The organism is Eikenella glucosivorans (assembly GCF_016025525.2).
GTDB classification, from domain to species: domain Bacteria; phylum Pseudomonadota; class Gammaproteobacteria; order Burkholderiales; family Neisseriaceae; genus Eikenella; species Eikenella glucosivorans.
The window spans coordinates 65,484-92,108 of sequence record NZ_JACSGR010000001.1 but is presented as its reverse complement, the minus strand read 5'-3'; the positions used below and the strand labels follow the sequence as shown (position 1 = coordinate 92,108).

The 26,625-nt window shown below is 60.5% G+C and carries 23 protein-coding genes, 1 tRNA gene and 1 pseudogene; 19 read left to right on the top strand and 6 right to left on the bottom strand.

Translation table 11 applies throughout. The annotated features are described in order from the left end of the window. Window positions 1-200 precede the first annotated feature (200 nt). On the top strand, window positions 201-1,064 hold the full coding sequence (locus H9Q10_RS00405; RefSeq protein ID WP_197902074.1) for a DUF808 domain-containing protein: 864 nt from the start codon (window positions 201-203) through the stop codon (window positions 1,062-1,064). A 102-nt stretch (window positions 1,065-1,166) separates the two neighbouring features. Here H9Q10_RS00405 and putA read toward each other — a convergent pair whose 3' ends face one another. Both putA and putP read right to left on the bottom strand, forming a co-directional pair. Continuing rightward, window positions 1,167-4,766, bottom strand: a complete 3,600-nt coding sequence (gene putA, locus H9Q10_RS00400; protein WP_197902073.1) for a bifunctional proline dehydrogenase/L-glutamate gamma-semialdehyde dehydrogenase PutA — start codon at window positions 4,764-4,766, stop codon at window positions 1,167-1,169. Window positions 4,767-5,096: 330 nt separating this feature from the next. Further along, entirely contained in the window at window positions 5,097-6,614 is a 1,518-nt protein-coding gene (gene putP / locus H9Q10_RS00395; protein ID WP_197902072.1) for a sodium/proline symporter PutP, read from the bottom strand. A 534-nt stretch (window positions 6,615-7,148) separates the two neighbouring features. Here putP and H9Q10_RS00390 point away from each other — a divergent pair. The 8 genes from H9Q10_RS00390 to hpf all read left to right on the top strand — a co-directional run bounded on the left by H9Q10_RS00390 (window position 7,149) and on the right by hpf (window position 12,394). Beyond that, the gene (locus H9Q10_RS00390; RefSeq protein WP_197902071.1) at window positions 7,149-7,697 is read left to right on the top strand and encodes a KdsC family phosphatase; all 549 of its coding nucleotides are present in this window, start codon (window positions 7,149-7,151) and stop codon (window positions 7,695-7,697) included. Next, window positions 7,694-8,269, top strand: coding sequence for an LPS export ABC transporter periplasmic protein LptC (gene lptC, locus H9Q10_RS00385; protein ID WP_197902070.1), 576 nt, complete (start codon window positions 7,694-7,696; stop codon window positions 8,267-8,269). Before H9Q10_RS00390 ends, lptC begins: the two co-directional genes overlap by 4 nt. Beyond that, window positions 8,253-8,759, top strand: a complete 507-nt coding sequence (gene lptA, locus H9Q10_RS00380; RefSeq protein WP_197902069.1) for a lipopolysaccharide transport periplasmic protein LptA — start codon at window positions 8,253-8,255, stop codon at window positions 8,757-8,759. Before lptC ends, lptA begins: the two co-directional genes overlap by 17 nt. Before the next feature lie 10 nt (window positions 8,760-8,769). After that, on the top strand, window positions 8,770-9,150 hold the full coding sequence (locus tag H9Q10_RS00375; protein WP_197902068.1) for an MmcQ/YjbR family DNA-binding protein: 381 nt from the start codon (window positions 8,770-8,772) through the stop codon (window positions 9,148-9,150). A 302-nt stretch (window positions 9,151-9,452) separates the two neighbouring features. Next, on the top strand, window positions 9,453-9,815 hold the full coding sequence (locus tag H9Q10_RS00370) for a protease inhibitor I9 family protein (protein ID WP_197902067.1): 363 nt from the start codon (window positions 9,453-9,455) through the stop codon (window positions 9,813-9,815). A 60-nt stretch (window positions 9,816-9,875) separates the two neighbouring features. Then, window positions 9,876-10,613, top strand: coding sequence for an LPS export ABC transporter ATP-binding protein (gene lptB, locus H9Q10_RS00365; RefSeq protein ID WP_197902066.1), 738 nt, complete (start codon window positions 9,876-9,878; stop codon window positions 10,611-10,613). A 27-nt stretch (window positions 10,614-10,640) separates the two neighbouring features. Next, complete coding sequence (gene rpoN, locus H9Q10_RS00360; RefSeq protein ID WP_197902065.1) at window positions 10,641-12,017, top strand: RNA polymerase factor sigma-54; 1,377 nt, start codon at window positions 10,641-10,643, stop codon at window positions 12,015-12,017. A gap of 47 nt (window positions 12,018-12,064) precedes the next feature. Then, the gene (hpf, locus tag H9Q10_RS00355; RefSeq protein ID WP_197902064.1) at window positions 12,065-12,394 is read left to right on the top strand and encodes a ribosome hibernation-promoting factor, HPF/YfiA family; all 330 of its coding nucleotides are present in this window, start codon (window positions 12,065-12,067) and stop codon (window positions 12,392-12,394) included. A gap of 239 nt (window positions 12,395-12,633) precedes the next feature. Here the strand turns inward: hpf and pyrE are convergent, their stop codons facing one another. From pyrE to typA, 3 genes are all read right to left on the bottom strand, one after another. Then, window positions 12,634-13,278, bottom strand: coding sequence for an orotate phosphoribosyltransferase (gene pyrE, locus H9Q10_RS00350; RefSeq protein ID WP_197902063.1), 645 nt, complete (start codon window positions 13,276-13,278; stop codon window positions 12,634-12,636). Window positions 13,279-13,499: 221 nt separating this feature from the next. Further along, a complete protein-coding gene (locus tag H9Q10_RS00345) occupies window positions 13,500-13,886 on the bottom strand; it encodes an MAPEG family protein (RefSeq protein ID WP_197902062.1) in 387 nt (128 codons plus the stop codon). A gap of 184 nt (window positions 13,887-14,070) precedes the next feature. After that, entirely contained in the window at window positions 14,071-15,882 is a 1,812-nt protein-coding gene (gene typA / locus H9Q10_RS00340) for a translational GTPase TypA (protein ID WP_197902061.1), read from the bottom strand. A gap of 262 nt (window positions 15,883-16,144) precedes the next feature. On the opposite strand from typA, the gene sodA reads away from it, so the two are divergent. The 7 genes and pseudogenes from sodA (at window position 16,145) to H9Q10_RS00305 (ending at window position 21,812) form a co-directional block, all read left to right on the top strand. Next, window positions 16,145-16,768, top strand: a complete 624-nt coding sequence (gene sodA, locus H9Q10_RS00335; protein WP_197902060.1) for a superoxide dismutase [Mn] — start codon at window positions 16,145-16,147, stop codon at window positions 16,766-16,768. 117 nt (window positions 16,769-16,885) lie between these two features. Further along, on the top strand, window positions 16,886-17,176 hold the full coding sequence (yhbY, locus tag H9Q10_RS00330; protein WP_197902059.1) for a ribosome assembly RNA-binding protein YhbY: 291 nt from the start codon (window positions 16,886-16,888) through the stop codon (window positions 17,174-17,176). 112 nt (window positions 17,177-17,288) lie between these two features. Beyond that, window positions 17,289-17,365 (top strand) — tRNA-Met (locus H9Q10_RS00325). Between the two features lie 490 nt (window positions 17,366-17,855). Continuing rightward, window positions 17,856-19,274 (top strand): annotated as a pseudogene (locus H9Q10_RS00320) (OmpP1/FadL family transporter). A gap of 448 nt (window positions 19,275-19,722) precedes the next feature. Continuing rightward, window positions 19,723-20,166 (top strand): hypothetical protein, encoded by a 444-nt coding sequence (locus H9Q10_RS00315; RefSeq protein WP_197902058.1) that lies wholly within the window; start codon window positions 19,723-19,725, stop codon window positions 20,164-20,166. A 305-nt stretch (window positions 20,167-20,471) separates the two neighbouring features. Beyond that, window positions 20,472-21,071: a phosphoribosylglycinamide synthetase gene (locus H9Q10_RS00310; RefSeq protein WP_197902057.1), complete on the top strand. Its 600-nt coding sequence runs from the start codon at window positions 20,472-20,474 to the stop codon at window positions 21,069-21,071. Window positions 21,072-21,134: 63 nt separating this feature from the next. Further along, on the top strand, window positions 21,135-21,812 hold the full coding sequence (locus H9Q10_RS00305) for an OmpA family protein (RefSeq protein ID WP_197902056.1): 678 nt from the start codon (window positions 21,135-21,137) through the stop codon (window positions 21,810-21,812). Window positions 21,813-21,893: 81 nt separating this feature from the next. Here H9Q10_RS00305 and H9Q10_RS00300 read toward each other — a convergent pair whose 3' ends face one another. Then, entirely contained in the window at window positions 21,894-22,454 is a 561-nt protein-coding gene (locus H9Q10_RS00300) for a PH domain-containing protein (protein WP_238480100.1), read from the bottom strand. A 290-nt stretch (window positions 22,455-22,744) separates the two neighbouring features. Between H9Q10_RS00300 and fabG the strand changes: the two genes are divergently transcribed. From fabG to H9Q10_RS00285, 3 genes are all read left to right on the top strand, one after another. Further along, on the top strand, window positions 22,745-23,473 hold the full coding sequence (fabG, locus tag H9Q10_RS00295; protein WP_197902055.1) for a 3-oxoacyl-ACP reductase FabG: 729 nt from the start codon (window positions 22,745-22,747) through the stop codon (window positions 23,471-23,473). Then, window positions 23,473-24,696 (top strand): beta-ketoacyl-ACP synthase, encoded by a 1,224-nt coding sequence (locus tag H9Q10_RS00290; RefSeq protein ID WP_197902054.1) that lies wholly within the window; start codon window positions 23,473-23,475, stop codon window positions 24,694-24,696. Before fabG ends, H9Q10_RS00290 begins: the two co-directional genes overlap by 1 nt. Before the next feature lie 590 nt (window positions 24,697-25,286). Continuing rightward, complete coding sequence (locus H9Q10_RS00285; protein WP_197902053.1) at window positions 25,287-26,450, top strand: efflux RND transporter periplasmic adaptor subunit; 1,164 nt, start codon at window positions 25,287-25,289, stop codon at window positions 26,448-26,450. Window positions 26,451-26,625: the final 175 nt, after the last annotated feature.

The window sequence follows — 26,625 nt, the reverse complement described above, 5'->3', positions numbered from 1 at the left end:
AAGCGCAATTCCGCCGCATGGTTTCAGGTAGCCTCTGATTTTGGCTTTATTTTTCAGGTAGCCTTTGCCTTGCCCGCGCCCGTATAATGCCGCCGTATTCCAGTTTCCACACACCTAGCCGCAACCAAACAACAATTTTCAGGTAGCCTTCCGCCATACGCCGAAAAGGCTACCTGAAAAACTTACCCCAAGGATTCCACATGGCTTTTTCCTCCCTCCTCACCTTGCTCGACGACATCGTGTCCGTGCTCGACGACGTGGCGCTGATGACCAAAGTGGCCGCCAAAAAAACCGCCGGCGTGGTGGGCGACGATTTGGCGCTCAATGCCAACCAGGTTACCGGCGTGCGCGCCGACCGCGAGCTACCGATTGTGTGGGCGGTGGCCAAGGGCTCGCTGGTGAACAAGCTGATTCTGATTCCGGCCGCGCTGCTGCTCTCCGTGTTCGCCCCCGCACTGATTACCCCGCTGTTGATGTTCGGCGGCGGCTATTTGTGTTTCGAGGGCGTGGAAAAACTGCTGCACAAATTCCTGCACCGCCACGAAGGCGCCGCACACACCGTGCCTGACGAAATCGTGGACGAAAACGCCAAAATCAAAGGCGCCATCCGCACCGATTTCATCCTCTCCGCCGAAATCGTCATCATCGCGCTGGGCGTGGTGGCCGAATCTCCGCTCACCACACAGATCGTCAGCCTGCTCCTCATCGGCATCGGGCTCACCGTGTTTGTGTACGGCATCGTGGCGCTGATTGTGAAGGCCGACGATTTCGGCCTGGCGCTGATGCGCCGGCCGGCCACGGCGGCGGCGGGCAAGGCCATCATCCTGTTTATGCCGTGGTTTATGCGCGGTATCAGCATCGTGGGCACGCTGGCCATGTTCCTCGTGGGCGGCGGCATTTTCGCCCACAACTGGGGTGCGCTGCACCAATGGCTGCACGCGCGCCACTGGAGCGAGGGCTTCTCTGGCATGCTGGCTTCGCTGCTGGTGGGCCTGGCCGTGGGCGCAGTTGCCTGCGCAGCGGTGTTGCCGCTGATGAAGCTGTGGGCGAAACGGCGGGGTTGAGCGGCTGTTGTTCGTGCAATATATAAGGCTACCTGAAATTTTAGCTTCGCAGAAACTTCACTGCGTTGCGTTTTCAGGTAGCCTTTTTTATCGGCAAGCCGTTTAGTTGTCGCTGGCGGCCATCAGGTGGGCGTTGCCGCCGGCTGCGGTGGTGTTGATGCTGCAGGAGATTTCTTCAAACAGCTGTAACACGTCCACGCCCTGAGCGGCATCAATGATGCGCACCAAGGCGCCCTCGCGGCCGGCCAGGGCCTGTTTGAGCTCGGGGCTCAACGGCTCGAGCGCAACCACGTGGCTGATGTCGGCGGAGGCGGGAGTGGCGGACACTTCCAACAGGTCGGCGGCCTGTTCAGCATAGGCGGCCAGCGGGTGCTGCTCATCCACCACGGCGCGGATGCCGGAGCCGGCCAGCTCCACCCAGGCGGTGAAGGCTTGGGGCAGGCTGCCGCCATAGAGCCACACGCGGTGCGGAGCCTGCCAGCTCAATACGTTGTGCTCGCCGGTGGGGCCGCGCAGCACTTGCTCGGCGCATCGCAGGGTGTGTATGCGGGCGCGGCCGAGGCTGCCGGCCAAATCCAGCTTCTGCTCTTGGCTGAGCGGCAGGCTTTGCAGGATGGTTTGCAGGCGGTTGAGCGCGGCTTCGTCGGCCTGGCCGCTGCGGGTGGTTTGCGGGGCGCGCCAGGTGGCGAGCTTGCTGAGGCGTTGCAGGTAGAAGGGGCCGCCGGCTTTGGGGCCGGTGCCGGAGAGGCTGTGGCCGCCGAAGGGCTGCACACCCACCACGGCGCCCACGATATTGCGGTTCACATACACGTTGCCGGCTTCGATGCGGCGGCGGATGTGTTCCACTGTGCCGTCGATGCGGCTGTGGATACCGCCGGTGAGGGCGTAGCCTTTACCGTTGATTTGGTCGATCAGGTCGTCCAGCTCGTCGGCGCGGTAGCGGATAACGTGCAGGATGGGGCCGAACACTTCGCGCTGCAAGTCGTTCAAATTGTTCAGTTCAAACAGGGTGGGCGCGATGAAGGTGGCGTTGCCGGCATTTTCAGGTAGCCTGATTTGGTGGCTGCTGCGGGCGAGGCCTTTCATGCGGTCGATGTGGCTTTGCAGGTTGGCCTGGGCTTCGGCATCGATCACCGGGCCGATGTCGGTATTCAGCGCGGCGGGATTGCCCACGCGCAGCTCGTCCATCGCGCCGCGGATCATGCCCACCATGCGGTCGGCCACATCTTCCTGCACGCACAAAATGCGCAGGGCGGAGCAGCGCTGGCCGGCGCTGTCGAAAGCGGATACCAACACGTCGGCACACACTTGTTCGGCCAGCGCGGTGCTGTCTACAATCATGGCGTTTTGGCCGCCGGTTTCGGCAATCAGCACAGGGTTGTCGCTGCGTTTGGCCAAGGCTTGGTTGATGAGGCGGGCCACTTCGGTGGAGCCGGTGAACACCACGCCGTTGATTTGCTCGCTTTGCGTGAGGGCGGCGCCCACGTCGCCGGCGCCGAGCGCGAGCTGCAAGGCGTTACGCGGGATGCCGGCTTCGTGCATCAGCTGCACGGCGCGGTAGGCGATAAGGCTGGTTTGTTCGGCGGGCTTGGCAATCACGGTGTTGCCGGCGGCCAGCGCGGCCACCACTTCGCCGGTGAAGATGGCCAGCGGGAAGTTCCACGGGCTGATGGCGACGATGGTGCCCACACCCTGGCTGTTTTCAGGTAGCGTGTGTTCGGCTTCGTCGGCGTAGTAGCGGCAGAAATCCACGGCTTCGCGCACTTCGGCGATGGCGTTGTTGAGCGTTTTGCCGGCTTCGCGCACGGCCAGCGCCATCAGCTCGGGCATGTGCGCTTCCAGCAGGTCGGCGCAGCGGCGCAGCATCTCGGCGCGTTCGGCGGCGCTCACGGCTGCCCAGCCGGCTTCGGCGGCTTTGGCGGCGGCAATGATTTCCGGCACGGCGGCTACCTGAAGGAAGGCGGCGCTGCCCACTACCTCATCGTGGTCGGCGGGGTTGCGCACTTCGTGCGGCGCCTGGGTGTCGGCAGGCACGGCCAAGAGCGGTTCGGCCTGCACGGGCTGGGCGGCGGCGTTCATGTCGGCCTGCAATTGTTGGAGCGCGATTTCGTTGCTCAAGTCGATGCCCTGCGAATTCAGGCGTCCTTCACCATACAGATGGCGCGGTAGCGGCAGGCCGCTGTGCGGGTGGATGCCTTGCTCGGCGAGCGTGTCGAAGGGGCTGCGGATCAGCGTGTCGATGCTGATGTTTTCGTCCACAATCTGGTTCACGAAAGAGGTGTTGGCGCCGTTTTCCAGCAGGCGGCGCACCAAATAGGCGAGCAGGGTTTCATGCGTGCCCACCGGCGCATACACGCGCACGTGCCGCCCCAGGTTTTGCGGGCCCACCACTTGGTCGTATAAGGTTTCGCCCATGCCGTGCAGGCATTGGTGTTCGAACTGTTTGCCTTTGCCCATTTGGTAAATCGCGGCCAGGGTGTAGGCATTGTGGGTGGCAAATTGCGGGAACACGGCGTCTTGCGCGTCGAGCAGTTTGCGCGCGCAGGCGAGGTAGGAGATGTCGGTGTGGACTTTGCGGGTGTAGGTGGGGTAGCCGTTCATGCCGTCCACCTGCGCCCATTTGATTTCGCTGTCCCAATAGGCGCCTTTCACCAGGCGGATCATCAGCTTCTGATTATTGCGGCGGGCGAGGTCGATCAAGTAGTCGATCACGAAGGGGCAGCGTTTCTGATAGGCCTGCACCACGAAGCCGATGCCGTGGTAGCCGGCGAGGTCGGGGTCGGACACGAGGGCTTCCATCAAATCCAGCGAAAGCTCGAGGCGGTTGGCTTCTTCGGCGTCGATGTTGATGCCGATGTCGTATTGTTTGCCGAGCAGGAACAATTCTTTCAGGCGCGGCAGGAGCTCGCCCATCACGCGCTCGTGCTGGGCGCGGGAATAGCGCGGGTGGATGGCGGAGAGTTTCACAGAAATGCCGTTGCCGTCGTAGATGCCTTTGCCGGCGGCATCTTTGCCGATGGCGTGGATGGCGTTGACGTAGTCTTGGTAGTAGCGGTCGGCATCGGCTTCGGTCATGGCGGCTTCACCGAGCATGTCGAAGGAATAGAGGTAGCCGAGCTGTTCGCGCTCTTTGCCGTTTTTCAGGGCTTCTTCGATGGTTTGGCCGGTAACGAATTGTTTGCCGAGCATGCGCATGGCGTAGTCTACGCCTTTGCGGATGAGGGGCTCGCCGCCTTTGCCCACGATGCGGGTGAGGGCGCTGCCGAGGTTTTGGCCGCTGGGGGCGGTGGTGAGCTTGCCGGTTACCAAGAGGCCCCAGGCGGCAGCGTTTACGAATAATGAGGGGCTGTTGCCGAGGTGGCTTTTCCAGTCGCCGCCGGCGATTTTGTCGTGGATGAGTTTGTTGCGGGTGGCTTTGTCGGGAATGCGCAGGAGGGCTTCGGCCAAACACATCAGGGCGATGCCTTCTTCGCTGGAGAGGGAGAATTCGTGCATCAGTGCGTCCACCCCGCTGGCGCGGCGCCGGCTTTCGCGCACTTGTTTCACCAATTGGCGGGCAAGCCGGTCGGCGGCGGTGCGCTCTTCCTGGCTCATCTGCGCGCGCTCGAGCATGTCTTGCACGGCTTCGGTTTCGTCGCGGCGGTAGGCTTGGGTAATGGCTTGGCGCAGTTCGGTTTGCTGGGGGTGGGCGAATTGAAACATAGTGGTCTCCGTGGTTTGGTGTGGGCGGTAGGCTAGCTGAATTTTTCAGGTAGCCTGCCTTTATCTTGAGTCATCCGTTCGGCTCATGTTTGAAAAATGGAATCATAAACCAATCTGCCGCACTTGGGGCGGCGGATGTAAAAAAATGTTTATATGGCAACGGGGAGGCTACCTGAAAAAAGTGTTGATGCACAGCTCAAACGCAAGCCGCAATGCAGCGGAGGGAAGCTTAGGTTTTCAGGTAGCCTGCGGCAGGCGGAAGGCTACCTGAAAATCATGGAGCGGCATTTTATGTGCCCCAACGTCGTTTCAGGTAACCTCAATCCAGGCTTATCTGGCCGCGCGGTAATCCGCATCCGCCTGTTCGAAGCGTTGGCGGATTGCCTCGGCCGGTTCCCGGCCCGCGAGGGATACGGCCACGGCAACCAGCGTGCAGGCAATGAAGCCGGGGATGATTTCATACAGCGTGCCGAAGCCGGCTGCAGCCAGCGCCGGATTGGCATATTGCACCCACAGCACTGTGGCCACCGCGCCGGCAATCATGCCCCACAGCGCGCCGTTGGCGGTGATGCGCTTCCACAATACGGATAAGATCACCACCGGGCCGAAGGCCGCGCCGAAGCCCGCCCAGGCAAACTCCACCAGCTGCAGCACTTTGCTTTCCGGGTCGGCGGCAATCAGGATGGCAATCACAGCCACGGCCAGCACCATGATGCGGCCGATCCACACCAATTCCTGCTGCGGCGCGTTCGGGCGCAGGAAGCCTTTGTAGAAATCCTCCGCAATCGCGCTGGAGCACACCAGCAGCTGGCAGGATAAGGTGGACATCACCGCTGCCAGAATCGCGCTTAAAATCACGCCGGCAATCCACGGGTTGAACAGCAGGGTGGAAAGGGCGATAAACACGCGCTCGTGGTCGCCCTGCATGGCGGCCGTCTGCTCGGGATGAGCGCCGAAATAGGCGATGCCGAAATAGCCCACGGCCACCGCGCCGCCCAAGCACAAAATCATCCAAGTCATGCCGATGCGGCGGGCGGACACCAGCGATTTCACGCTCTCGGCAGCCATGAAGCGCGCCAGGATGTGCGGCTGGCCGAAGTAGCCCAAGCCCCAGGCGGCGGTGGAAATGATGCCCAGCAAGGTGGTGCCGTGCAGCAGGCTGTCGTATTCCTTGCCGCTGCTTGCCGCGGCGGCCTGTATGGCGGCGCGCATTTCGTCTGCCCCGCCCACGCCCAGATACACCATCACCGGCGTGAGGATCAGCGCGAAAATCATCAGCGTGGCTTGTACGGTGTCCGTCCAGCTCACGGCCAGGAAGCCGCCGATGAAGGTGTAGGCGATGGTGGCGCCCGCGCCCAGCCACATGGCGGTGTTGTAGCTCATGCCTTCAAACAGGCTCTGAAACAGCCGTGCGCCGGCCACAATACCGCTGGTGCAATAAATGGTGAAGAAAAACAAGATAATGGCGGCAGACACCACTTTCATGGTTTTGCCCTGCGCGCCGAAGCGGTGGTAGAAGTATTCCGGCAGGGTGAGCGCGTTGTTGTTGTATTCGGTGTGCACGCGCAGCCGGCCGGCCACCAGCCGCCAGTTGAGGTAGGCGCCGATAATCAGGCCGATGGCGATCCACGATTTGCTCAGCCCGCTCAAATACACCGCGCCGGGCAGGCCCATCAAGAGCCAGCCGGACATATCCGAAGCGCCCGCCGACATGGCGGTAACAAACGGGCCCAGGCTGCGGCCGCCGAGGATGTAGTCGTCGAAATTGCGGGTGGAGAAATAGGCCGCGAGGCCGATGAGGAGAACGGCAACCAGATAGATGCCGAAGGTGATGTACATCGGGTTCATGAGCTGCTCCTTGTTTTAGTTGTCGTGTTGCGGGCGGATTTTGCTTCCGCTGGGGGATGACCGCGCTTGGGGGCGGTTTTGATGTGCGGCTGAAAGCAAAGGCCGAAGCACTTTTTCGTCACAAGGCTGAGGAACGCGGTATGAGGAACAAGGGCTTCGGCCATCTGGCGGAAACGTTTCACCCCTTCCTTTGTGGGCGGGGAAAATGCGTTTCAGCCGGAAAAGCAAACAGCTTGGTTTTGCTTATACTGGAAAACGACACAAGAAGTCAATATATGTAAAAAGTATTGCCAAGTAATAAGTAGTTGGAGGGAGCAAAAGGCTACCTGAAAAATAATCTGGATATTGGGTTTCGCAGAAACTCAGCCTGGCTTCGCCAGATACCGGCCCATTCCGTTGAAACTTATATTTTCAGGTAGCCTTTTGCCGCTAAAACGCGCCGCCGCAAGCAAAAACCGTGCCGATACGGTTTGTGCCTGCGCCGCCGCATGTTATCATTAAGGCATATCCCCATTTAGACACTTTGGACACCGCATGCCCCCCTACCCGCCAGAGCTGCCCGCCGAGATCGCCCGCGCCGCCGCCCAAATCAAACTGCTGATTATGGATGTGGACGGCGTGCTTACCGACGGCCGCATCTTCATCCGCGACAACGGCGAAGAAATCAAAGCCTTCCACACGCTCGACGGGCACGGCATCAAAATGCTGCACCAATGCGGCGTGCAAAGCGCCATCATCACCGGCCGCGACGCCCCCTCCGTTGCCCTGCGCGCCAAGCAGCTCGGCATCCATTATTATTTCAAAGGCATCAGCAACAAACACGCCGCCTATGCCGAATTGCGCGCTGCCGCCGGCGTGGCCGAACACGAATGCGCCTACATCGGCGACGACGTGGTGGATCTGCCCGTGATGGTGCGCTGCGGCCTGCCCGCCGCCGTACCCGAAGCGCATCCCTTCGTGCTGCAACACGCCGCCTACGTTACCCGCCGCCCGGCCGGCGCCGGCGCCGTGCGCGAATTGTGCGACCTCATCATGCAGGCCAAAGGCTACCTGAAAACCGCTCTGGAGCAATACACGCAATGATCAAACGATTCGGCGGCTGGTGGTTTCCCCTCGTTTTGGCGCTGGCCCTGGGCGGCGTCAGCTTCTGGCTCGACCGCATCAGCCAACTCGAAACCGAAGAAACCCCGCTCGACCCGCGCGAGCCGCAATACCAGATTTTCGGCATCCAAGGCCGCCGCTTCGCCGCCGACGGCAGCGTGGCCCAGCAGCTCACCGCCAGCCGCGCCTGGCAGTTTCCCAACCGCAAAGACGGCTACCTGGCCGACCCGGAAATCGAATTTGCCCAAGGCGGCCAGATGCTGTATCGGATAAGCGCCCGGCAGGCGCATTATCTGGTTGGCGAAAACCAAATCGTGTTTGAGAAAAACGTGGTGTTTGACAAGCCCGCCACCGCCGCCCAGCCCGCCGGCCGCCTCGAAACCGACAGCCTCACCGTAAACACCCAAACCCAAACCGCGCACACCCAAGCTTTGGTCAATTACCGCTACGGCGCCTCCCACGGCACCGCCCAAGGCATGACCTACAACCACAAACAAGGCCTGCTCAACCTTTCCTCCCGCATAAAGGCAGTGATTTATGACCCGCAACGATAAACGGCTCGCCATCCTCCTGGCCGCCGCCCTGCTCAGCCCAGCCGCCCTCGCGCTCACCTCCGACCGCAACCAGCCCATCCAGATCGAAGCCGACCAAGGCTCGCTCGACCAAGGCAACCGCAGCACCGAATTTTCCGGCAACGTGGTCATCCAGCAGGGCACCATGTATATCCGCGCCGCCAAAGTGCGCGTGGTGAAAGCCGAAGACGGCGCGCAAACCATGACCGCCTCCGGCAGCCCGGTGCACTTCGGCCAGCAGCTCGACCGCCAAGGCACGGTGAAAGGCCAGGCCGCCCGCGTGGAATACCAATCCGCCACCGGCATCGTGAAGCTCAGCGGCGGCGCCAAACTCGAGCGCGGCGGCGACCGCGCCAGCGGCGACACCATCACCTACAACACCCGCACCGAAGTCTATACCGTGCTGGGCGGCAGCCGCAGCAACGCCAACAAAGGCCGTGTGAGCATCACCATCCAGCCGCAGCAGAAATAACGGAGGCGGGATGAAGGCCGAAACCCTGTTTGCCGCAATCGCCGAACGCTACGGCACCGCGCCCGATTACCCCTTTGCCCACTTTCCCGAATACGCCGTGTTCCGCCACGGAGGCAACCGCAAATGGTTTGCCGCCTACCTGCCCGTGCCGGCGGAAAAACTCGGGCGCACGCCCGGCCGCAACGTGCCCCTGCTCAATGTGAAATGCCGCCCCGAACACATCGGTGCCATGCGCGCCCAAGCCGGCATCCTGCCCGCCTACCACATGAACAAGGAGCATTGGCTGAGCATCGAATTGGCGCGGGCCGACGAAGCGCTTATCCGCCAGCTGCTCGACGACAGCTTCCGCCTCACGCAGGGCAGGCCGCAGGGCAAAAAGAAGGCGGGCTGAAACCGGGTCGGCATTTTTCAGGTAGCCCCAACAGAAGCCGAAAAGGCTACCTGAAAATCAAAAGCAAAGGTGAAAACGGCAAACCATTGTGCAAATTGCAAACGCAGTGTTACAGCCGCCCGCAACCCAAGCCGTTTGCTGATTTAAAACCAACACTTTCAGGTAGCCCGAAACGGCGAATGCTGCCTGAAACCTGCCTCTTTCCCTGCGGGAGAGGGCAGGCAAACCGCCGAACATTTTTCAGGTAGCCTCCACCGGTAAACGAAAAGGCTACCTGAAAACCGCAAACGAAAGCACACAATATGACTACCATCCGCCACGCCATCGGCCTCGCCTGCCTGGCCGCGCTCGCCGCCTGCACCGCCCCGCAGCCCGCGCCGGCCGTCGGGCAACGCGAACTGCCCGCCCCGCCCGCCAATCAAACCGCCGCCGACAACCGCGTGCTGATTATTTTCTACGATGCCGCTGCCGCCCAAGCCCCGCGGCAGGTGCTGCAAACCGCGCGGGCCATGCGGGCCGAGCTGGTGTACCGCTATGAAAACCTGCACGGTTTCGCCGTGCGCATCCCGCCGCAACAGGATTTGCCGCAGGCGGCAGAACGCTTCAAACGCATCAGAGGCGTGCTGTCGGTGGAGCGCGACCAAACCGTGCAGTTGCACCAATAAGGCAAAGGCCGCCCGAGTTTCAGGTAGCCCCTACCCACCCAGATTGAAGGAATACACAACATGACCGAGCCCGCCATCAGCCGACTCAGCGTGCGGCAGCTGCGCAAAAGCTTCAAACAGCGCCAAGTGGTGCAGGATTTTTCGCTCGACATCCAAAGCGGCGAAGTGGTCGGCCTGCTCGGCCCCAACGGCGCCGGCAAAACCACCAGCTTCTATATGATTGTCGGCCTGGTGGCCGCCGACCACGGCGAAATCAGCCTCGACGGCCACCAGCTGCGCCACATGACCGTGTATCAGCGCGCCCGCCTCGGCCTGGGCTATCTGCCGCAGGAAGCCTCGATTTTCCGCAAGATGACTGTGGCCGAAAACATCCGCGCCATCTTGCAGCTGCACGAAACCGACCGCGACGTGATTGAATCGCGCCTGGCCGATTTGCTCAACGATTTGAACATCACCCACCTTAAAGACAGCCCCGCCCCCGCCCTCTCCGGCGGCGAACGGCGCCGCGTGGAAATCGCCCGCGTGCTGGCCATGAGCCCGCGCTTCATCCTGCTCGACGAGCCCTTCGCCGGCGTGGATCCGATTGCCGTGATCGACATCCAAAATATCATCGGCTTCCTCAAACAGCGCGGCATCGGCGTGCTGATTACCGACCACAACGTGCGCGAAACCCTGCGCATCTGCGACCGCGCCTACATCATCAACAACGGCGCCGTGCTGGCCAGCGGCCGCCCCGCAGAATTGGTGGGCAACGAAGAAGTGCGCGCCGTGTATCTGGGCGAAAACTTCGATTACTGAGCGTTACGCTTTTTCAGGTAGCCTGTCATGACCCAGCAATCCGTCAAACTCAAACTGCGCCAAACCCAGCAGCTCAATCAGAAGCAGCAGCAATCGCTGCGCATTCTGCATATGTCGTCGCTGGAACTGGCCGAAGAGGTGGAGGGCTGGCTGGCCGACAACCCCATGCTGGAGCGCCCCGAGGCCGACCCCGCCGACAGCGGCGCGCCCGAGCCGCACTATTCCGCCGACCTGCCGATTACGCGCAAAACCAACAGCATGGAAGAGAGCGACGTGTGGGAAACCGTGGCCGATGAAGCCGATTTCCGCAGCGGCCTGCACGCGCAAGTGTGCGAACACCCGCTGGATGAAGGCCAGGCCGCCCTCGTGCACCTCCTAATCGACTATCTTGACGACCAGGGCTACCTGAACGACAGCCTCACCGACATCGTGGAAAACTCGCCGCTGGAATGGATGCTGGAAGAAGAAGACCTGGCCGAAGCCCTGCGCCATTTGCAGCAGTTCGACCCCGCCGGCGTGGGCGCGCGCGATTTGGGCGAATCGCTCTTGCTCCAGCTGGCGCGGCAGCAGCCGAGCGAAGCCGTGTTTTGCGCCGTGCGCCTGGTGAAGCACTTCCTGCCCGAAGTGGGCAAAAACAGCCTCTCGCCGCTGGTGCGCAAAAAGTTTCCCGAATACAGCGTGGCCACGATTGAGGCGGCGCAGGCGCTGGTGGCCGCGCTCAACCCCTTCCCCGCCTACGGCCTTGCCGGTTCGGGGCACACCGAATACGTCGATCCCGATGTGTGGATCCGCCCCGACCCGGAAAGCGGCGAATGGAAAGTGGGCATGTTCCGGCAGGCCTGGCCGCAATTGCAGCTCAATCAGGAATACTGCGAGCTGCTGGCCGAATACGGCGGCGAGGCGCCGGAGTTGAAACAAAAGCTCAGTGAGGCTAAAGTATTGCTCAGCTCGCTGGAGCAGCGCAAAAGCACCGTGTTGCGGCTGGCCGAAATCATCTTGGAAAAACAGGCCGATTTCTTCTCTTTCGGCGCCATCGGCCTAGTGCCGCTCACGATTAAAGACACCGCCGCCCACCTCGGCCTGGCCGAAAGCACCGTATCCCGCGCCGTGAACCAAAAATATTTGGCTTGCCCGCAAGGCATATTTCCATTACGCTACTTTTTCAGCCAGGCTGCCGCCTACAGCGGCAGCGAAGACAGCGACGGCATCAGCCCCGGCGCGGTGAAGGCGGTGATCGAAAGCCTGATTGCGGCCGAAGACAAAACCAAACCGCTCTCCGACCGCGCCATGGCCGACCGTCTGGCATTGCAAGGCATCGTGCTGGCCCGGCGCACCGTGGCCAAATACCGCGAAGAGCTCAATTTCCCGCCTGCCCACCAACGCAAGCAGAAAGCCGGCAGTTAGCGGCACTGCGTTGGCACAGGCCAATCCCACCTAGCAAGGAGTTTGTTATGAATCTGAAAATCAACGGAATCAACATCGAAGTTACCGATGCCCTGAAAGACTACATCAGCACCAAACTCGACCGCATCGTGCGCCACAGCGACAATGTGATTTCCGCCACCGTTACGCTTTCGGTGGACAAACTGGAGCAGAAAGCCGAAGTGGATTGGCACATGGCCGGCAAAGACCTGCACCTCGACCAAACCGACAAAGATATGTATGCCGCCATCGACCTTTTGGCCGACAAGCTCGACCGCGCCGTGTTGAAACACAAAGGCAAAAAACAGCAGCACCAACACCGTGCCGAACCGAGCGGCAAGCTGAGCGTGGAAGAATAGGTTTCAGGTAGCCCTTAGGCCGCGAAGCCAAGGGGCGTGCAAACCAAGTAGGCATAAGTAAAGCAGGCTGGAAAGCCTGCTTTTTTGCTGCGCGGGGAATCGGGCAGCGTATGCAAAAGGCTACCTGAAAATATGGCGGCGATCAGTTTCGGCCAGCCCAGCCTGAAGGGCAGGCTGCCCGAAAACGATTTAAACTTTTGGTTGCGTGGAAATTTAGCCTTGTTTTCAGGTAGCCTGTATCAGTCGGACACGCCGTAGCGGTCGCGGTAGGCCTGCACCGGCGCCAGATGCTGCCTAAATTGCGCGTCGTCTGCCAGCAAGGCGAGCAAGTCGCGCAGGCTGGCAATCGGCACCACCGGCAAGCCGTATTGCCGGCGCACTTCCTGCACGGCAGAGAGTTCGCCCGTGCCTTTTTCCATGCGGTCGAGCGCAATCGCCACTCCGGCCGGCACCGCGCCCGCCGCCTCAATCAGGCGCAGCGATTCACGCACCGAAGTGCCGGCCGACATCACGTCGTCGATAATCAGCACCCGCCCGGCCAGCGGCGCGCCCACCAGCGTGCCGCCCTCGCCGTGGTCTTTGGCTTCCTTGCGGTTGTAGGCAAAGGGCACGTTGCGCCCGCGCTCGGCCAGCATCATGGCGGTGGACGAAGCCAGCACGATGCCTTTGTAGGCCGGGCCGAACAGCATGTCGAACTCGATGCCGCTCTCGAGAATGGCCTGCGCGTAGAAGCGCGCCAGCGTGAGGGTGGAGGCGCCGTCGTTAAACAGTCCGGCGTTGAAGAAATAGGGCGAGAGCCGCCCTGCTTTGGTAACAAATTCGCCGAAGCGCAACACATCCTGCTCCAGCGCGAAACGCAGGAAATCCTGCCGGAAATCGTTCATGATGCCTGCCTGTGGGTAGGGTTGGAAACGGCGGCATTATAGCCGATTCTGCGGTGGGCATAGGCTTGGCTTGGGGGAATGAAGAAAAGGCTACCTGAAAAATAATGCGGCAAATTTTGGCTTTGCAGAAACTCAGCCTTGCTTCGTAAGACATCAGTCCACTTCGTTGAGGCTGCGCTTTCAGGTAGCCTTTTTAGGGAGGGCAGGCTGTGAAACCGGAATCACGCCGCTGCAACAAACAGGGCAAGAATGCAGGCGAAGCCGCCCAGCCAGGCCAGGGAGCGCTGGCGGGCTTTGTCTTTCAGATAGCAATAGATGAAGGCGGCGCGGCAGAGGAGGAAGGCGGCGGCCCAAAAGTTGATGGTGGCTTGCGCGGCGTTGCCAGTGCTGTGGGCGATGATGACGGCGGCGGCAAAGGGGGCGAAGGCTTCAAAACCGTTTTGCTGGGCGGCGTTGGCGCGGGCAGCCAGGCCGGTGGTGTGGGCGAGGAAGCCGCGCGGGTTGCCGTTGTCGCGGTCAAAGTGGAAGCCGCCGGCTTTTTTGGCGTAGGCGGCGCAGAATAGGGGCATCAGGGCGGCGATGAGGACGCTCCAGTAGGCGAAGGTCATGGGGGTATCTTTCGTGGAGAATAGCTGGTTGGAGATATGTGGGATTGCCGGCTGCCGATTGGAAAGGCTACCTGAAAAATGATGTGGCGGTTTTTAGCTTTGCAGAAACTCAGCCTTGCTTCGCAACACATCGTTTTCAGGTAGCCTTTTGCCGGCTTGGCGTGTGCAGCCGTTTTTGTTGGCCTTAATCCAGCTTTTTAAAATGGCGGCGGCGTTCGAGCTCGCTCAGGTAGCGTTTGCGCAGGCGGATGGATTTGGGGGTGATTTCCACCAGTTCGTCGTCGTCGATAAACTCCACCGCGCTTTCCAGCGTGAGCTTAATCGGCGTGGTGAGGCGCACGGCTTCGTCCGTTCCGCTGGCGCGCACGTTGGTGAGCTTTTTACCCTTGAGCGGGTTCACCACCAGGTCGTTGTCGCGGCTGTGGATGCCGATGATCATGCCTTCGTAAATCTTGTCGTTGGGCGACACGAACATGCGGCCGCGCTCTTCCAGGTTCCACAGGGCATAAGCCACGGCTTCGCCTTGCTCTTGGGAAACCAGCACGCCGTTGTGGCGGCCGGGCATGTCGGGCTTCACGGGGGCGTAGTCGTCGAACACGTGGCTCATCAGGCCGACACCGCGCGTGAGGGTCATGAATTCGCCTTGGAAGCCGATCAGGCCGCGGGCGGGGATGTGGTATTCGAGGCGGGTGCGGCCGTGGCCGTCGCTTTCCATATTGGTGAGCTCGCCGCGGCGGCGGCCGAGTTCTTCCATCACCGCGCCTTGGTTGTCGTCGGGTACGTCTACGGTGAGGTTTTCATACGGCTCGCATTTTTGCCCGTCGATGTCGCGGTACACCACGCGCGGTTTGCCCACGGCCAACTCATAACCTTCGCGGCGCATGTTTTCCAGCAAAATCGTCAGGTGCAGCTCGCCGCGGCCGGACACGCGGAACACGTCGGCATCGGCGGTGTCTTCCACGCGCAGGGCCACATTGGTGAGCAGCTCGCGTTGCAGGCGGTCGCGGATTTGGCGGCTGGTGACGAACTTGCCTTCGGTGCCGGCCAGCGGGCTGGTGTTCACCATGAAATCCATGGTGAGGGTGGGCTCGTCCACGCTGAGCATGGGCAGGCCGATGGGGTTGTCTTTGTCGCAGATGGTCACGCCGATGCCGATTTCGTCGATGCCGGAAATCAGCACGATGTCGCCGGCTTCGGCTTCCTGCTGCGGCACGCGCTCCAGCCCGCTGAAACCGAGTAGCTGGTTGATGCGGCCTTGGGCGATTTGTTTGTCGTGGTTCATCACGGCCACGGTTTGGCCGGGGCGGATTTTGCCGTTGAGGATGCGGCCGATGCCGAGGCGGCCGGTGTAGTTGTCGTAATCGAGTTGGGAAATCTGCAGTTGCAGTGGTGCGTCGGGGCTGCCGGAAGGCGGCGGGGTGTATTTGAGGATGGTTTCAAACAGGGGGCGCATATCGCTGCTCTCGTCTTCTTCGTGCAGCTTGGCGAAGCCGGAAAGGCCGGAGGCATACACGATGGGGAAGTCGAGCTGTTCTTCGCTGGCGCCGAGGTTGTCGAACAAATCAAAAGTTTGGTCGATCACCCAGCTGGCGCGGGCGGTGGGCTTGTCGATTTTGTTGATCACCACGATGGGCTTCAGGCCGAGCGCCAGCGCTTTTTTGGTGACGAAGCGGGTTTGCGGCATCGGGCCTTCTTGGGCATCCACCAAGAGCAGCACGCAATCGACCATGCCGAGCACACGCTCCACTTCGCCGCCGAAGTCGGCGTGGCCGGGGGTGTCTACAATATTGATGTGGTAGCCTTCGTATTCGATGGCGGTGTTTTTGGCGAGGATGGTGATGCCGCGTTCTTTTTCGAGATCGTTGCTGTCCATCACGCGCTCGTCCACATGCTGGTTGGCGCGGAAGGTGCCGGATTGGCGCAGGAGTTGGTCTACGAGCGTGGTTTTGCCGTGATCGACGTGGGCGATGATGGCGATGTTGCGGATAGGTTTCATGTTTGCTTTGTGCCGCAGGGTGCGGAAAATATTTTGGAAACCGCGCATTATAACGCCGACGGTATTTCTTTTCCATACAAGGAAGTGGGCGGGAGCCGATATGGCCGCTTGGCCGCGCCTCAAAGGCTACCTGAAAAAAGCACAGGCTTGGGCACAGCCAAAATTATCCCAACCGGGGCGATAGCAAAAAAACCCTTGAATTGCCAATGGATAAAACTTATCATTGCCCGCTCGAAAACCACATCTGAAAAAGGAAACCATCATGTCTTACCAACTGCCCGCCCTGCCTTATGCTTATGACGCGCTCGAGCCGCATTTCGACGCGCAAACCATGGAAATCCACCACAGCAAACACCACCAGGCCTATGTAAACAACGCCAACGCCGTGCTCGCCAACCTGCCCGAGTGGGTCAGCCTTCCTGCCGAAGAACTGATTTCCCGCCTCGCCGAGCTGCCCGAAAACCTGCGCACCCCCCTGCGCAACAACGCCGGCGGCCATGCCAACCACAGCCTGTTTTGGCAGATCCTGAAAACCGGCACCACCCTGCAAGGCAAGCTCAAAGCCGCCATCGAGCGTGATTTCGGCAGCGTGGAAGCCTTCCAGGCCGAGTTTGAAAAAGCCGCCGCCAGCCGCTTCGGCTCCGGTTGGGCCTGGCTGGTGTATGAAAACGGCAAACTCAAAGTCGTTTCCACCGCCAACCAAGATTCCCCGCTGATGGGTCAGGCCGTAGCCGGCGCCTCCGGCTTCCCGATCATCGGCTTGGATGTGTGGGAACACGCCTACTATCTGAAATACCAAAACCGCCGCCCCGACTACATCAAAGCCTTCTGGCACGTGGTGAACTGGGATGAGGCCGCCCGCCGCTTCGACAGCGTGGCCGGTTAAGCGTTTCTCCCATGCAGGCTACCTGAAAACTTGCTCCACTCGTTTTAACTTCGTTGAAGCTGCGCTTTCAGGTAGCCTGTTCCGCCCAATCCAACAACCCCAACACAGACCAACACCATGCCCTCACCACTCAGCACCGAAGACATCCGCCGTTTCAAACAACAAGCACACCAACTGCGCCCCACCGTACTTATCGGCAAGCAAGGGCTGACCGAGGCCGTGGTCAAAGAAACCGACACCCGCCTCACCGCGCGCGGGCTGATTAAAGTGCAGGTGGCCGGAGACGACAGGCAGGAACGGATTGCCATCGCCGAAGCATTGTGTGCCGCCACCGGCGCCGAGTTGGTGCAGCACATCGGCAAGCAGCTGGTGCTGTGGCGGCCGATTCCCGATAAGGAAGACAAATAAATTCTGCCGGCAATGATTTGGTTTGGCAGAAATTTTCAGGTAGCCTCACGCAAACAGGCTACCTGAAAACTTGACAAGCCCCATCCAAGCGCGTATATTCCGCCTTCCCTGACGCGGGGTGGAGCAGCATGGTAGCTCGTCGGGCTCATAACCCGAAGGTCGTAGGTTCAAATCCTGCCCCCGCAACCAAATTTTAAAATCCCCTTGGTGAAGCCAAGGGGATTTTTGCGTTTGCAGCGTTTGGCACCTGCCGTTCGACGGTTTGGCTAATTCGGCAGGTTGGCCGGAAGGCGCACAGTCATGCCGTCTGCGCAATTTCATGTCTGTTAAAAGCAATTTGTGAGCGTAATATTTCAAAATAGCACAAATTGCTCATATCAAATCAGAAAACTGTTGGAAATTTACCAATCCTAACATTACTAAGCGCCATAGAAATGCCGCAAAGTTCATTTTTAGACAAATCTTCCGGTAGAATAGCTACTCAACGTTATGGTGTAACTTTTCAGGTAGCCGGTTGCCGCATCCAAATATAGGCTACCTGAAAACGAGCGAAGTGAGTTTCTGCGAAGCTAAAACGCAGTTTCCGCGAAGCCAAAACGCAAGCTTTCACGAAGCCAACCGTTACGAACCGTTTATTGCGCCGGCTGCCAACACCGGCTTTATTGACAGCAGAATCATGATGAATACTTACCGCCTCACCCGTCTTGCCTTGCTTGTGGCCGCCTCTTTCAGCCTGCCGGCCTGGGCTTCCGGCTATCATTTCGGCACCCAGTCTGTGAGCAGCCAGGCCACGGCCAACGCCTCCTCCGCCGAAGCCATCGACCCCTCCACCCTGTTCCACAACCCCGCCGGCCTCACCAAGCTTGACGGCACGCAGGCCAGCATCAATGTGAACCTGGTGGCGCCGAGCGTGAAATATGAAAACGCCGAAGCCTACTATCCCGGCGGCAGCGAGCGCGTGCAGGGCGCCGCTTCCGGCAACATCCGCCCGCAAGATGTGGTGCTGGCGCCGCATTTCTACCTGTCGCACCGCCTGAACGACGATGTGGCGCTGGGCTTGGGCGTGTACGTGCCTTTCGGCTCGGGCACCGAATACCAGCACGATTCCGTGCTGCGCTACAACTTAAACGAGCTGGGCCTGAAAACCATCGCCGTGCAGCCCACCGTGGCCTATAAAATCAACGACCAACATTCCGTGGCCGTGGGCTTAGTGGCGCAGCATACCTCGGCCAACCTGCGCCAATATGCCAACTTCGGCGCCTTTCCGCCGCTGCGCCGCAACGGCTTTGCCGACGGCTACGCCAGCGTGGAAGGCAGCGATTGGGGCTTCGGCTACAACCTGGCCTGGCTGTGGGACGTGAACGATTCGCTGCGCCTGGGCGTGAACTACCGCTCCAAAGTGAATCACACCCTGAGCGGCGATGCCGAATGGAAACTGGTGGGCACGGCTTTTTAAACGCCGATGGGCGGCGCGCTGGCCAACGCCATCCGCGCCAACGGCTATGCCGCCTCCGAAGGGGCGCACGTGAAAATCATCACCCCCGAATCGCTGTCGCTGCACGGCATGTATAAGCTTTCGCCGCGCTGGTCGCTCTACGGTGACGCCACTTGGACGCGCCACTCGCGCTTCAACCGCGTGGAGCTGAATTTTGAAAACCAGAAAGTGGTGGCCAACCCGCAAAACCCCGCCGCGCCGGCCCGCAGCAGCCAAACCATCCTCACGCCGCAGTGGCGCAACACCTACAAAGTTTCCCTCGGCGCCTCTTACCAAATCACCAATCCGCTGCAACTGCGCTTCGGCGTGGCCTACGACCAAGCGCCGGTGCGCGGCGCCGACACGCGCATGAGCACGCTGCCCGACGCCGACCGTATCTGGTTCTCGCTCGGCGGCAAATACGACCTCACGCCGCAGCACAGCGTGAGCCTGGCCTACAGCTACGTGCACGTGAAAAACACTTCGGCCAACGTAAACGGCTGGTGCGGCGGCACGGCTGCCGGCCCCGGCTCGCAGGCCTGCGTGTCCAGCCGCACCACCGGCTCGGCCAAGTTCAAAAGCCATTCGCACATCCTGGGCTTGCAATACACCTATAAATTCTAGGCGGGCGTGAAGCAAAAATAGGCTACCTGAAAATGCAGCCGCAACAACGTTAAAACCGTTATTTGGATTTTCAGGTAGCCTTTTGTGTGGACGCGCCAAGCGCATGGCGGCTGCCTGAAAGCGCAGCTTCAACAAAGTTAAACGCGGTGGCCGGAGGAAGGCGGGTTCTGCGGAGCTGAAAACGGCGGGCGGTAGGATGGCCGTGTTATCCGAAATTTCCGCCAAGCGAGGGTTGGGTTGCCAGCCTTTTGTTTTGAGCCGAAATTGGCGGGATGCCCATACGGAATTTTGCCGCGTCCGGCAGCTGCATTGCTGCAAAAGCATATCCGCCGCCCTCATTTTCAGGTAGCCTAGTGGCCGGCTGCCGATACACGAACCAAGCTATGGCGAAACCAAGTGAACCCGCTATGGCTGATGCGGCATCAATCCAACCAAGATAAGGAAACACATGACTCTCCCCACTCAAGCTCCCTCACGGCAAAACCCAGCCACCGGCGCGGCCGCCTTCGGCGCGGAATGGCGGCGCTGGCGCATGGCGCTGATTTGCGGCCTGCTCGGCGGCGTGGTGGGCGTGCTGCCCTTGGTCGCCTACCTAAGGCCCTCGGGCGGTGCCTACCTGCTGTTGCGCCTGCTGCTGTGGGGCTTCCTCTACGGCGCCGTGCCGGGTGCGCTCACCGGGCTGGCTGCCTCGCAGCTCGGTTTGCGGCGCAACAAACCAGGCGTGGCGGCGATGACCTTGATCGGCGCGGCCATCACGGCGGCCTTTGCCGCATTTGTGGTGCTGGTGGATTTCCCGCAGGCCGACGCGGTAACATGGCTGGCGGTGGCCAAGGTGGCCGGCTGCGGTGCGGCGGCGGCCTTGGTGTTGGCGTGGTTTTTGCCTAAGGCGTGAGATTGAAAGTTTCGGCTGATTTTTGGTTTCGCAGAAACGCCGCCTTGCTTGGCAAAACATCGGTCCGCTCCGTTTAAGCTTGCGTTTTCAGGTAGCCCCAAACACTGAAAGGCTACCTGAAAAACAAATATCGATAAAACGAAATTGCTGCGCAGCACAAACATGGGCACGCTGTTGTTTATATATGAATCGAGATGCGCATACCGGCTGCGGCCTGCTTGAATTTTATCGGGATTTTTGGTATACACGGGCAGCAGTCCGTTCGTATTTTCACCGCAATATCCAACCTTAGAGAGGTATTCAAAATGCGTGTTTCCCAATCTGCCCTTGTTGTGTTGTCTGCTTTGGCTCTGCTTGCCGCCTGCCAAAAAGATCCCGAGCCAACCCCGCCGCCGCAGGCGCAGGAACAGGCGCAACTCCCCAACCCCAATCCCGCGCCGCCCGCTCCCGAGCCCGCTTCCGGCAACAGCCTGATCCGCGAGCCGGCCGCCGCCCCGCAGCAGCAGGATCCCGCCGCGCAGGCCATCCAGTCCAAACCATTTGAAGATGGCACGCTGGCTTTAACCAAAGCCAAAGTAGTCGGTCAGATTCTCAATGTTGAATTTATATACACACCGCCTAAAAATGAAAATGGCGGCTATAAATTCAAAACAATACGCAGCGGTCAGGTTGCGGATTTTGCCTATATCGACGAAAGCACCAGCAAACGCATCAGCCTGTTGCAGGATGAAAACGGTAAATATATGACCGATCCTGTTGTCGGTGGAAGCGGTGTAATAACCTCCAGCAGCAGCTCTCCCGTCATCATCGCGCTTAAATTCCCCGCCCCAGCCGAAACAACGCCCACCATCACCATCGATTTCCCCGGTGCGGGCTCGTTTGATTCGGTGCCGGTAAGCCGCTGATTTCCACCCGGCGGCAGATGGGCGGCCTAGCGCTGCCCCGCCGCCCCTGAAGGAGCTTGCTTTATGAAAACATTGCGTTTCTTTGCCTGTGTGGCGGCCGTTTCCGCCCTGTGCGCCTGCGGGCAGGAGCCGACTCCTGCCGACCAGCAACCGCAGCAGGGGCAAACCCTTGCCGCCAGCGCGGCCGATTTGCAGCAAACCCCGCCCGCTGCCGCTTCCGAACAGGCAGCGCCTGCCGCTGCCGCCTCGTCTGCCCTGTCGGCTCAGGGCAGCGGCCTGTCTTCTCAAGGCAGCAGTTTGTCTTCCCAAGGCAGCAGCCTCTCGGCGCAAGGCAGCGGTTTGAGCGGCACTGAAACCGGGTTTAACATCGAAATCAATCTGTCTTCCGATGTGCTGTTTGATTTCGACAAGGCCGATCTCAAGCCCGAAGCCGATGCCGAGCTGCAAAAAGCCGCCGATGTGATCCGCCGCAAAGGGCAGGGCTTGATCCTGATCACCGGCCATACCGACAGCAAAGGCTCCGATGCCTACAACCAGCGTTTGTCTCTGGCACGCGCACAGGCGGTGAAAAGCTGGTTTGAGGCGCAAGGCCTGCACCAGAACTACCAAATCGAAGGCCTCGGCGCCACCCGCCCCATCGCGCCCAATACCCACCCCGACGGCAGCGACAATCCTGAAGGCCGCGCCCAAAACCGCCGCGTGGAGATTATTGTGAACAAAACCACGCAGCTGGGCAGCTAAGCCCTGCCGCTGCTGTGAAAATAAGCCGTCTGAAGGCAACGAAACCTGCTTTCAGACGGCTTGTTTTGCCGGCTTTCGGTGTTAAGGCTTGTATCGGGTGCGGTAGCCCGGGTTTTCGTCGGGGCGCAGTTGGTTGGGGAACTGGCGGTCGGTGGAGATATCCACAGCAGTTTGCTGAATCAGCTTGTATACTTCATAAGGTTTTTCAATCGCATACAAAGCATTCCGGTTGCCGAAGCGTATCGTGCCGCGCTGGAATATGGCTTCCAGTATGCCCACGTATACCCGCAGATTATGTACTTCCGGCAGCTCCAGGCTGGCAATGTCCAGCCCGATGATGCCGGCGGTGAAATAGAGACGTTTGTCGGTGAGCGCGTAATCGATGCGGTACCAGTTGAAAAAACGGTATATCGGCGAAAATATCGCGTACCACACCGGAGCCATGTGAAACAGCACAAAAAGGTTGGCATGCGGAAACATCCCGTGCGAGGCGGCGTTGAACTTGGTGATGAAAAACAGGTCGAACAGCCCCCAGCACAGGGCGAAAGGGTAAATCAGCGGATTGCCCATAATATACAGCAGGCGGTGCGGCTTGCCCTGCCACAAGATGTTTTCGTTCGGGTCGGTGAAATCTTTCAGCATTTGCCCCTCCTGGCGGATCATGAGACGGGGTAATTGTATCATCAAACAATATATTCAAATTTATTACGTTTCCCCCGGCAGCTTCGGGATTTTACGGCATCGCTCTACTTTTCAGGTAGCCTTTCAGACGGCCTCCAATCCCCCAAAAGGCTACCTGAAAAACCAAAAACACCATTCCGACAAATCCGGTTCGCAGGTACAATCCGCCTACCCCGACAAGCCGTTTTCAGACGGCCTTTTTTCAGGTAGCCTCCGGCCGCCTGCCCCAAGATTGCAAAGGAACCCCCATCATGACCCAAACCATCCTCATCACCGGCTCCACGCGCGGCATCGGCCGTGCGGCGGCTTTGGCCTTGGCGCAAGACGGCTTCGACATCGTGGTGCACGGCCGCAGCCGCATGGCGGAGGCCGAAGCGGTGGCGGAACAAATCCGCGCGCTGGGGCGGCAGGCGCGGGTGTTGCAGTTTGACGTGGCCGACCGCGCCGAATGCCGCCGCGTGCTGGAGGCGGACATTGAAGCGCACGGCGCGTATTACGGCGTGGTGCTGAATGCGGGGCTGACGCGCGACAATGCCTTTCCCGCGCTGGAAGACGAAGACTGGGACCGCGTGCTGCGTACCAATCTGGACGGTTTCTACAACGTGCTGCACCCGCTCATCATGCCGATGATCCGCCGCCGCGCGCCGGGACGGATTGTGTGCATGGCCTCCGTGTCCGGCCTGATTGGCAACCGCGGGCAGGTGAACTACAGCGCGTCGAAAGCCGGGCTGATTGGCGCGGCCAAGGCCTTGGCAGTGGAGCTGGCCAAACGCAAGATCACGGTAAACTGCGTCGCCCCCGGCCTGATCGATACGGAGATTTTGGATGACAACGTGCCGGTGGAAGAAATTTTGAAAGCCATTCCGGCACAGCGCATGGGGCGGCCGGAGGAAGTGGCGCATGCCGTGCGCTTCTTGATGAGCGAACACGCCGCCTACATCACGCGGCAGGTGATTGCGGTAAACGGAGGATTGTGCTGATGAAAACGAAACGGGTGGTGATTACCGGCGTGGGCGCGGTGTGCGCCTTCGGCCGCGGGTGGCACGAAATCGAAGCCGCCTTCCGCGCGGGCAAAAACGCCGTGCGCCGCATGGAGGCGTGGGATGCCTTCCCCGAAATGGAAACCCGCCTCGGCGCACCGCTGCCCGCCTATGCCCCGCCCGCGCATTGGACGCGCAAACAGCTGCGCAGCATGGGTCCTTTGGCGCAATACTGCACCGACGCCGCCGAACAGGCCCTGAAACAGGCCGGTTTGCTCGGCGACCCCGCCATCCGCAACGGCAGCATGGGCGTGGCCGCCGGTTCGTCCAGCGGCAGCACCGCTGATGTGCTCGACATCGGCCTGCTGCTTGCCCATCAGCCCAACAATTTCAGCGCCAACACCTATGTGCGCATGATGCCGCACACCACCGCCGCCAACGTGGCCATCTTCTTCGGCCTCACCGGTCGCCTGATCCCCACCTCCAGCGCCTGCACCTCCGGCAGCCAGGGCATCGGTTATGCCTACGAAGCGATCAAATACGGCAAAATCCCCATGATGCTGGCCGGCGGTGCCGACCAGCTCTGCCCCTCCGAAGCCTACGTGTTCGACAGCCTCTACGCCGCCAGCCGCCGCAACAGCGAGCCGGAACTTACCCCGCGCCCCTACGACGCCGCCCGTGACGGCCTCGTGCTCGGCGAAGGCGGCTGCATGATGGTGCTGGAAGATTTGGAGCACGCCCAAGCGCGCGGTGCGCACATCATTGCCGAAATTGCGGGATACGGTGCCAACTGCGACGGCAGCCACATCACCCGCCCCGAGATGCGCACCATGCGGCGCTGCATGGAACTCGCCCTCGAAGACGCCGCCCTGCCGCCTTCCGCCGTCGGCTACGTGAGCGGCCACGGCACCGCCACCGAACAGGGCGACATTGCCGAAACCCAGGCCACCGCCGCCGTGTTCGGCCACATTCCCATCAGCTCGCAAAAAAGCTACCTCGGCCACACCCTCGGCGCATGCGGCGCGCTCGAATCCTGGTTCGCCATCGAAATGATGCGCGGCGGCTGGTTCGCCCCCACACTGAATCTGGACAACATCGACCCGCGCTGCGGCGAAGCCGACTACCTCACCGGCCAAGGCCGCCATATCGACACCGAATACGTGATGAACAACAACTTCGCCTTCGGCGGCGTGAATACCTCGCTGATATTCAGGCGCCGGTAGGGGCTACCTGAAAACGCAGCTTCAACGAAATGAAAACGATGCGTTGGCGCGGCCAAGGTCGGGTTTCGATGGAGCCAAAATGGTGCCCGGTGAAGATGAGTCTTTGCGGAGCGGGATGGCGGATTTAAGTTAATTTGCGATAGCGGATTCGGTTTTCAGGTAGCCTGCATCGAGCAGATCAGGCTACCTGAAAATTTATAGCGAATTAACTTAACTTTCGCTACGGCGTTGGCTTGCCTTGCTGTACGTGTGTATTGTCTTCGGCTCGCCGCCTTATATCGAAATTCACAAAATCCGCTATATATCTGCGGCTATTGCTGCTTGGCTTTGATGCAAACCGAATCCGCCATGACTTTGCGGAAACCCTGCCGCGGCCCAAGGCATTGTCCGCCGTGCGGCCGCCTGCGTTTAACTTTGTTCAAGCTCACGTTTTCAGGTAGCCTTTTTCCCGATCCTGCCTTTCGGTAACACCTTGCCAACACAGACCTCCGGAGGGGTAAGGAAAGGTTAATCAGATGGCGCAGTAAGCGGCGATTTCTCTAAAATAGCCGCATTTCCCAACAACTGCCGGCAACGGCGGGCGGAGCAAGATGAAAAAACCCTTGAAATGGGCCTTGTGGGCGGTGGCCGTCTTGGCCGTGGGCGGGGCGGGCTATGCCTTCCTCAAGCCGAACAAACCGCAAACCACCTACCTCACCGAAGAAGTGAAACGCGCCGACGTGCGCCAAACCGTGTCTGCCACCGGCGAGATTTCCGCCGCGCAGCTGGTGGACGTGGGCGCGCAGGCATCCGGCCAAATCAAACATTTATATGTGAAGCTCGGGCAGCACGTGGAAAAGGGCGACCTCATCGCCGAAATCGACTCCACCACCCAGCTCAACGCGCTGAACACCAACAAAGCCCGCCTGGAAACCTATCAGGCGCAGCTCGTGTCCGCCCGCGTGGCTCTGCAAAACGCCGAGCGCAAATACCGCCGCGAGCAGGCCTTGTGGGCGGAAAACGCCACCTCCAAAGAAGAGCTGGAAAGCGCGCAGGGAGCCTATGCCGCCGCCAAGGCGCAGGTGGGCGAGCTGCAATCCTCCATCCGCCAAACCCGCATCGCCATCAACACTTCCGAAGCCGATTTGGGCTACACCCGCATCACCGCGCCGATTAGCGGCACCATGGTGTCGGTGAAAGTGGAAGAAGGGCAAACGGTGAACGCCAATCAAACCACGCCCGCCATCGGCCAGGTGGCCGATTTGAGCCAGATGCTGAACAAAATGCAGATTGCCGAAGGAGACGTGACCCGCGTGAAAGCCGGGCAAACCCTGCTCTTCACCACCCTGGCCGACCCCGACAGCGAGCGGGAAGCCAAGCTCGACAGCATCGACCCCGGCCTCACCACCCTCTCGCAAGGCAGCTACACCACCAGCACCGACACCACCAGCACCGCCATCTACTACTACGCCCGCGCCCTGGTGCCGAACGAAGACGGCAAGCTCGCCATCGGCATGACCACGCAAAACAACATCGTCATCGGCGAAGCGAAAAACGTGCTCACCGTGCCTTCCGCCGCCATCAAACAGCGCGGCCGCGAGCGCTATGTGCGCGTGCTGCTGGCCGACGGCAAGGTGGAAGAGCGCACCATCACCGCCGGCATCAGCGACGGCACGCGCACCGAAGTGAAATCAGGCGTGAAAGAGGGCGAGAAAGTGATTGTGTCGGAGAGCGACGGCACGGTGAAAGAGTGGCAGGGCGGCCCGCCGATGTAAATTAGCCGAGCCCCTCTCAAACCATTACCGCGTTGGTTCGCCTTGCCGCATTGCCCATACTGTCTGCGGCTCGCCGCCTTGTACGGGTTTGAGATTGGCCCGGTTAAATGATGGCAGCAAAACAGATTGGCTGATGCCGAGCCCGTTCCATAGCTAGGGCTGCCTGAAATTTGAG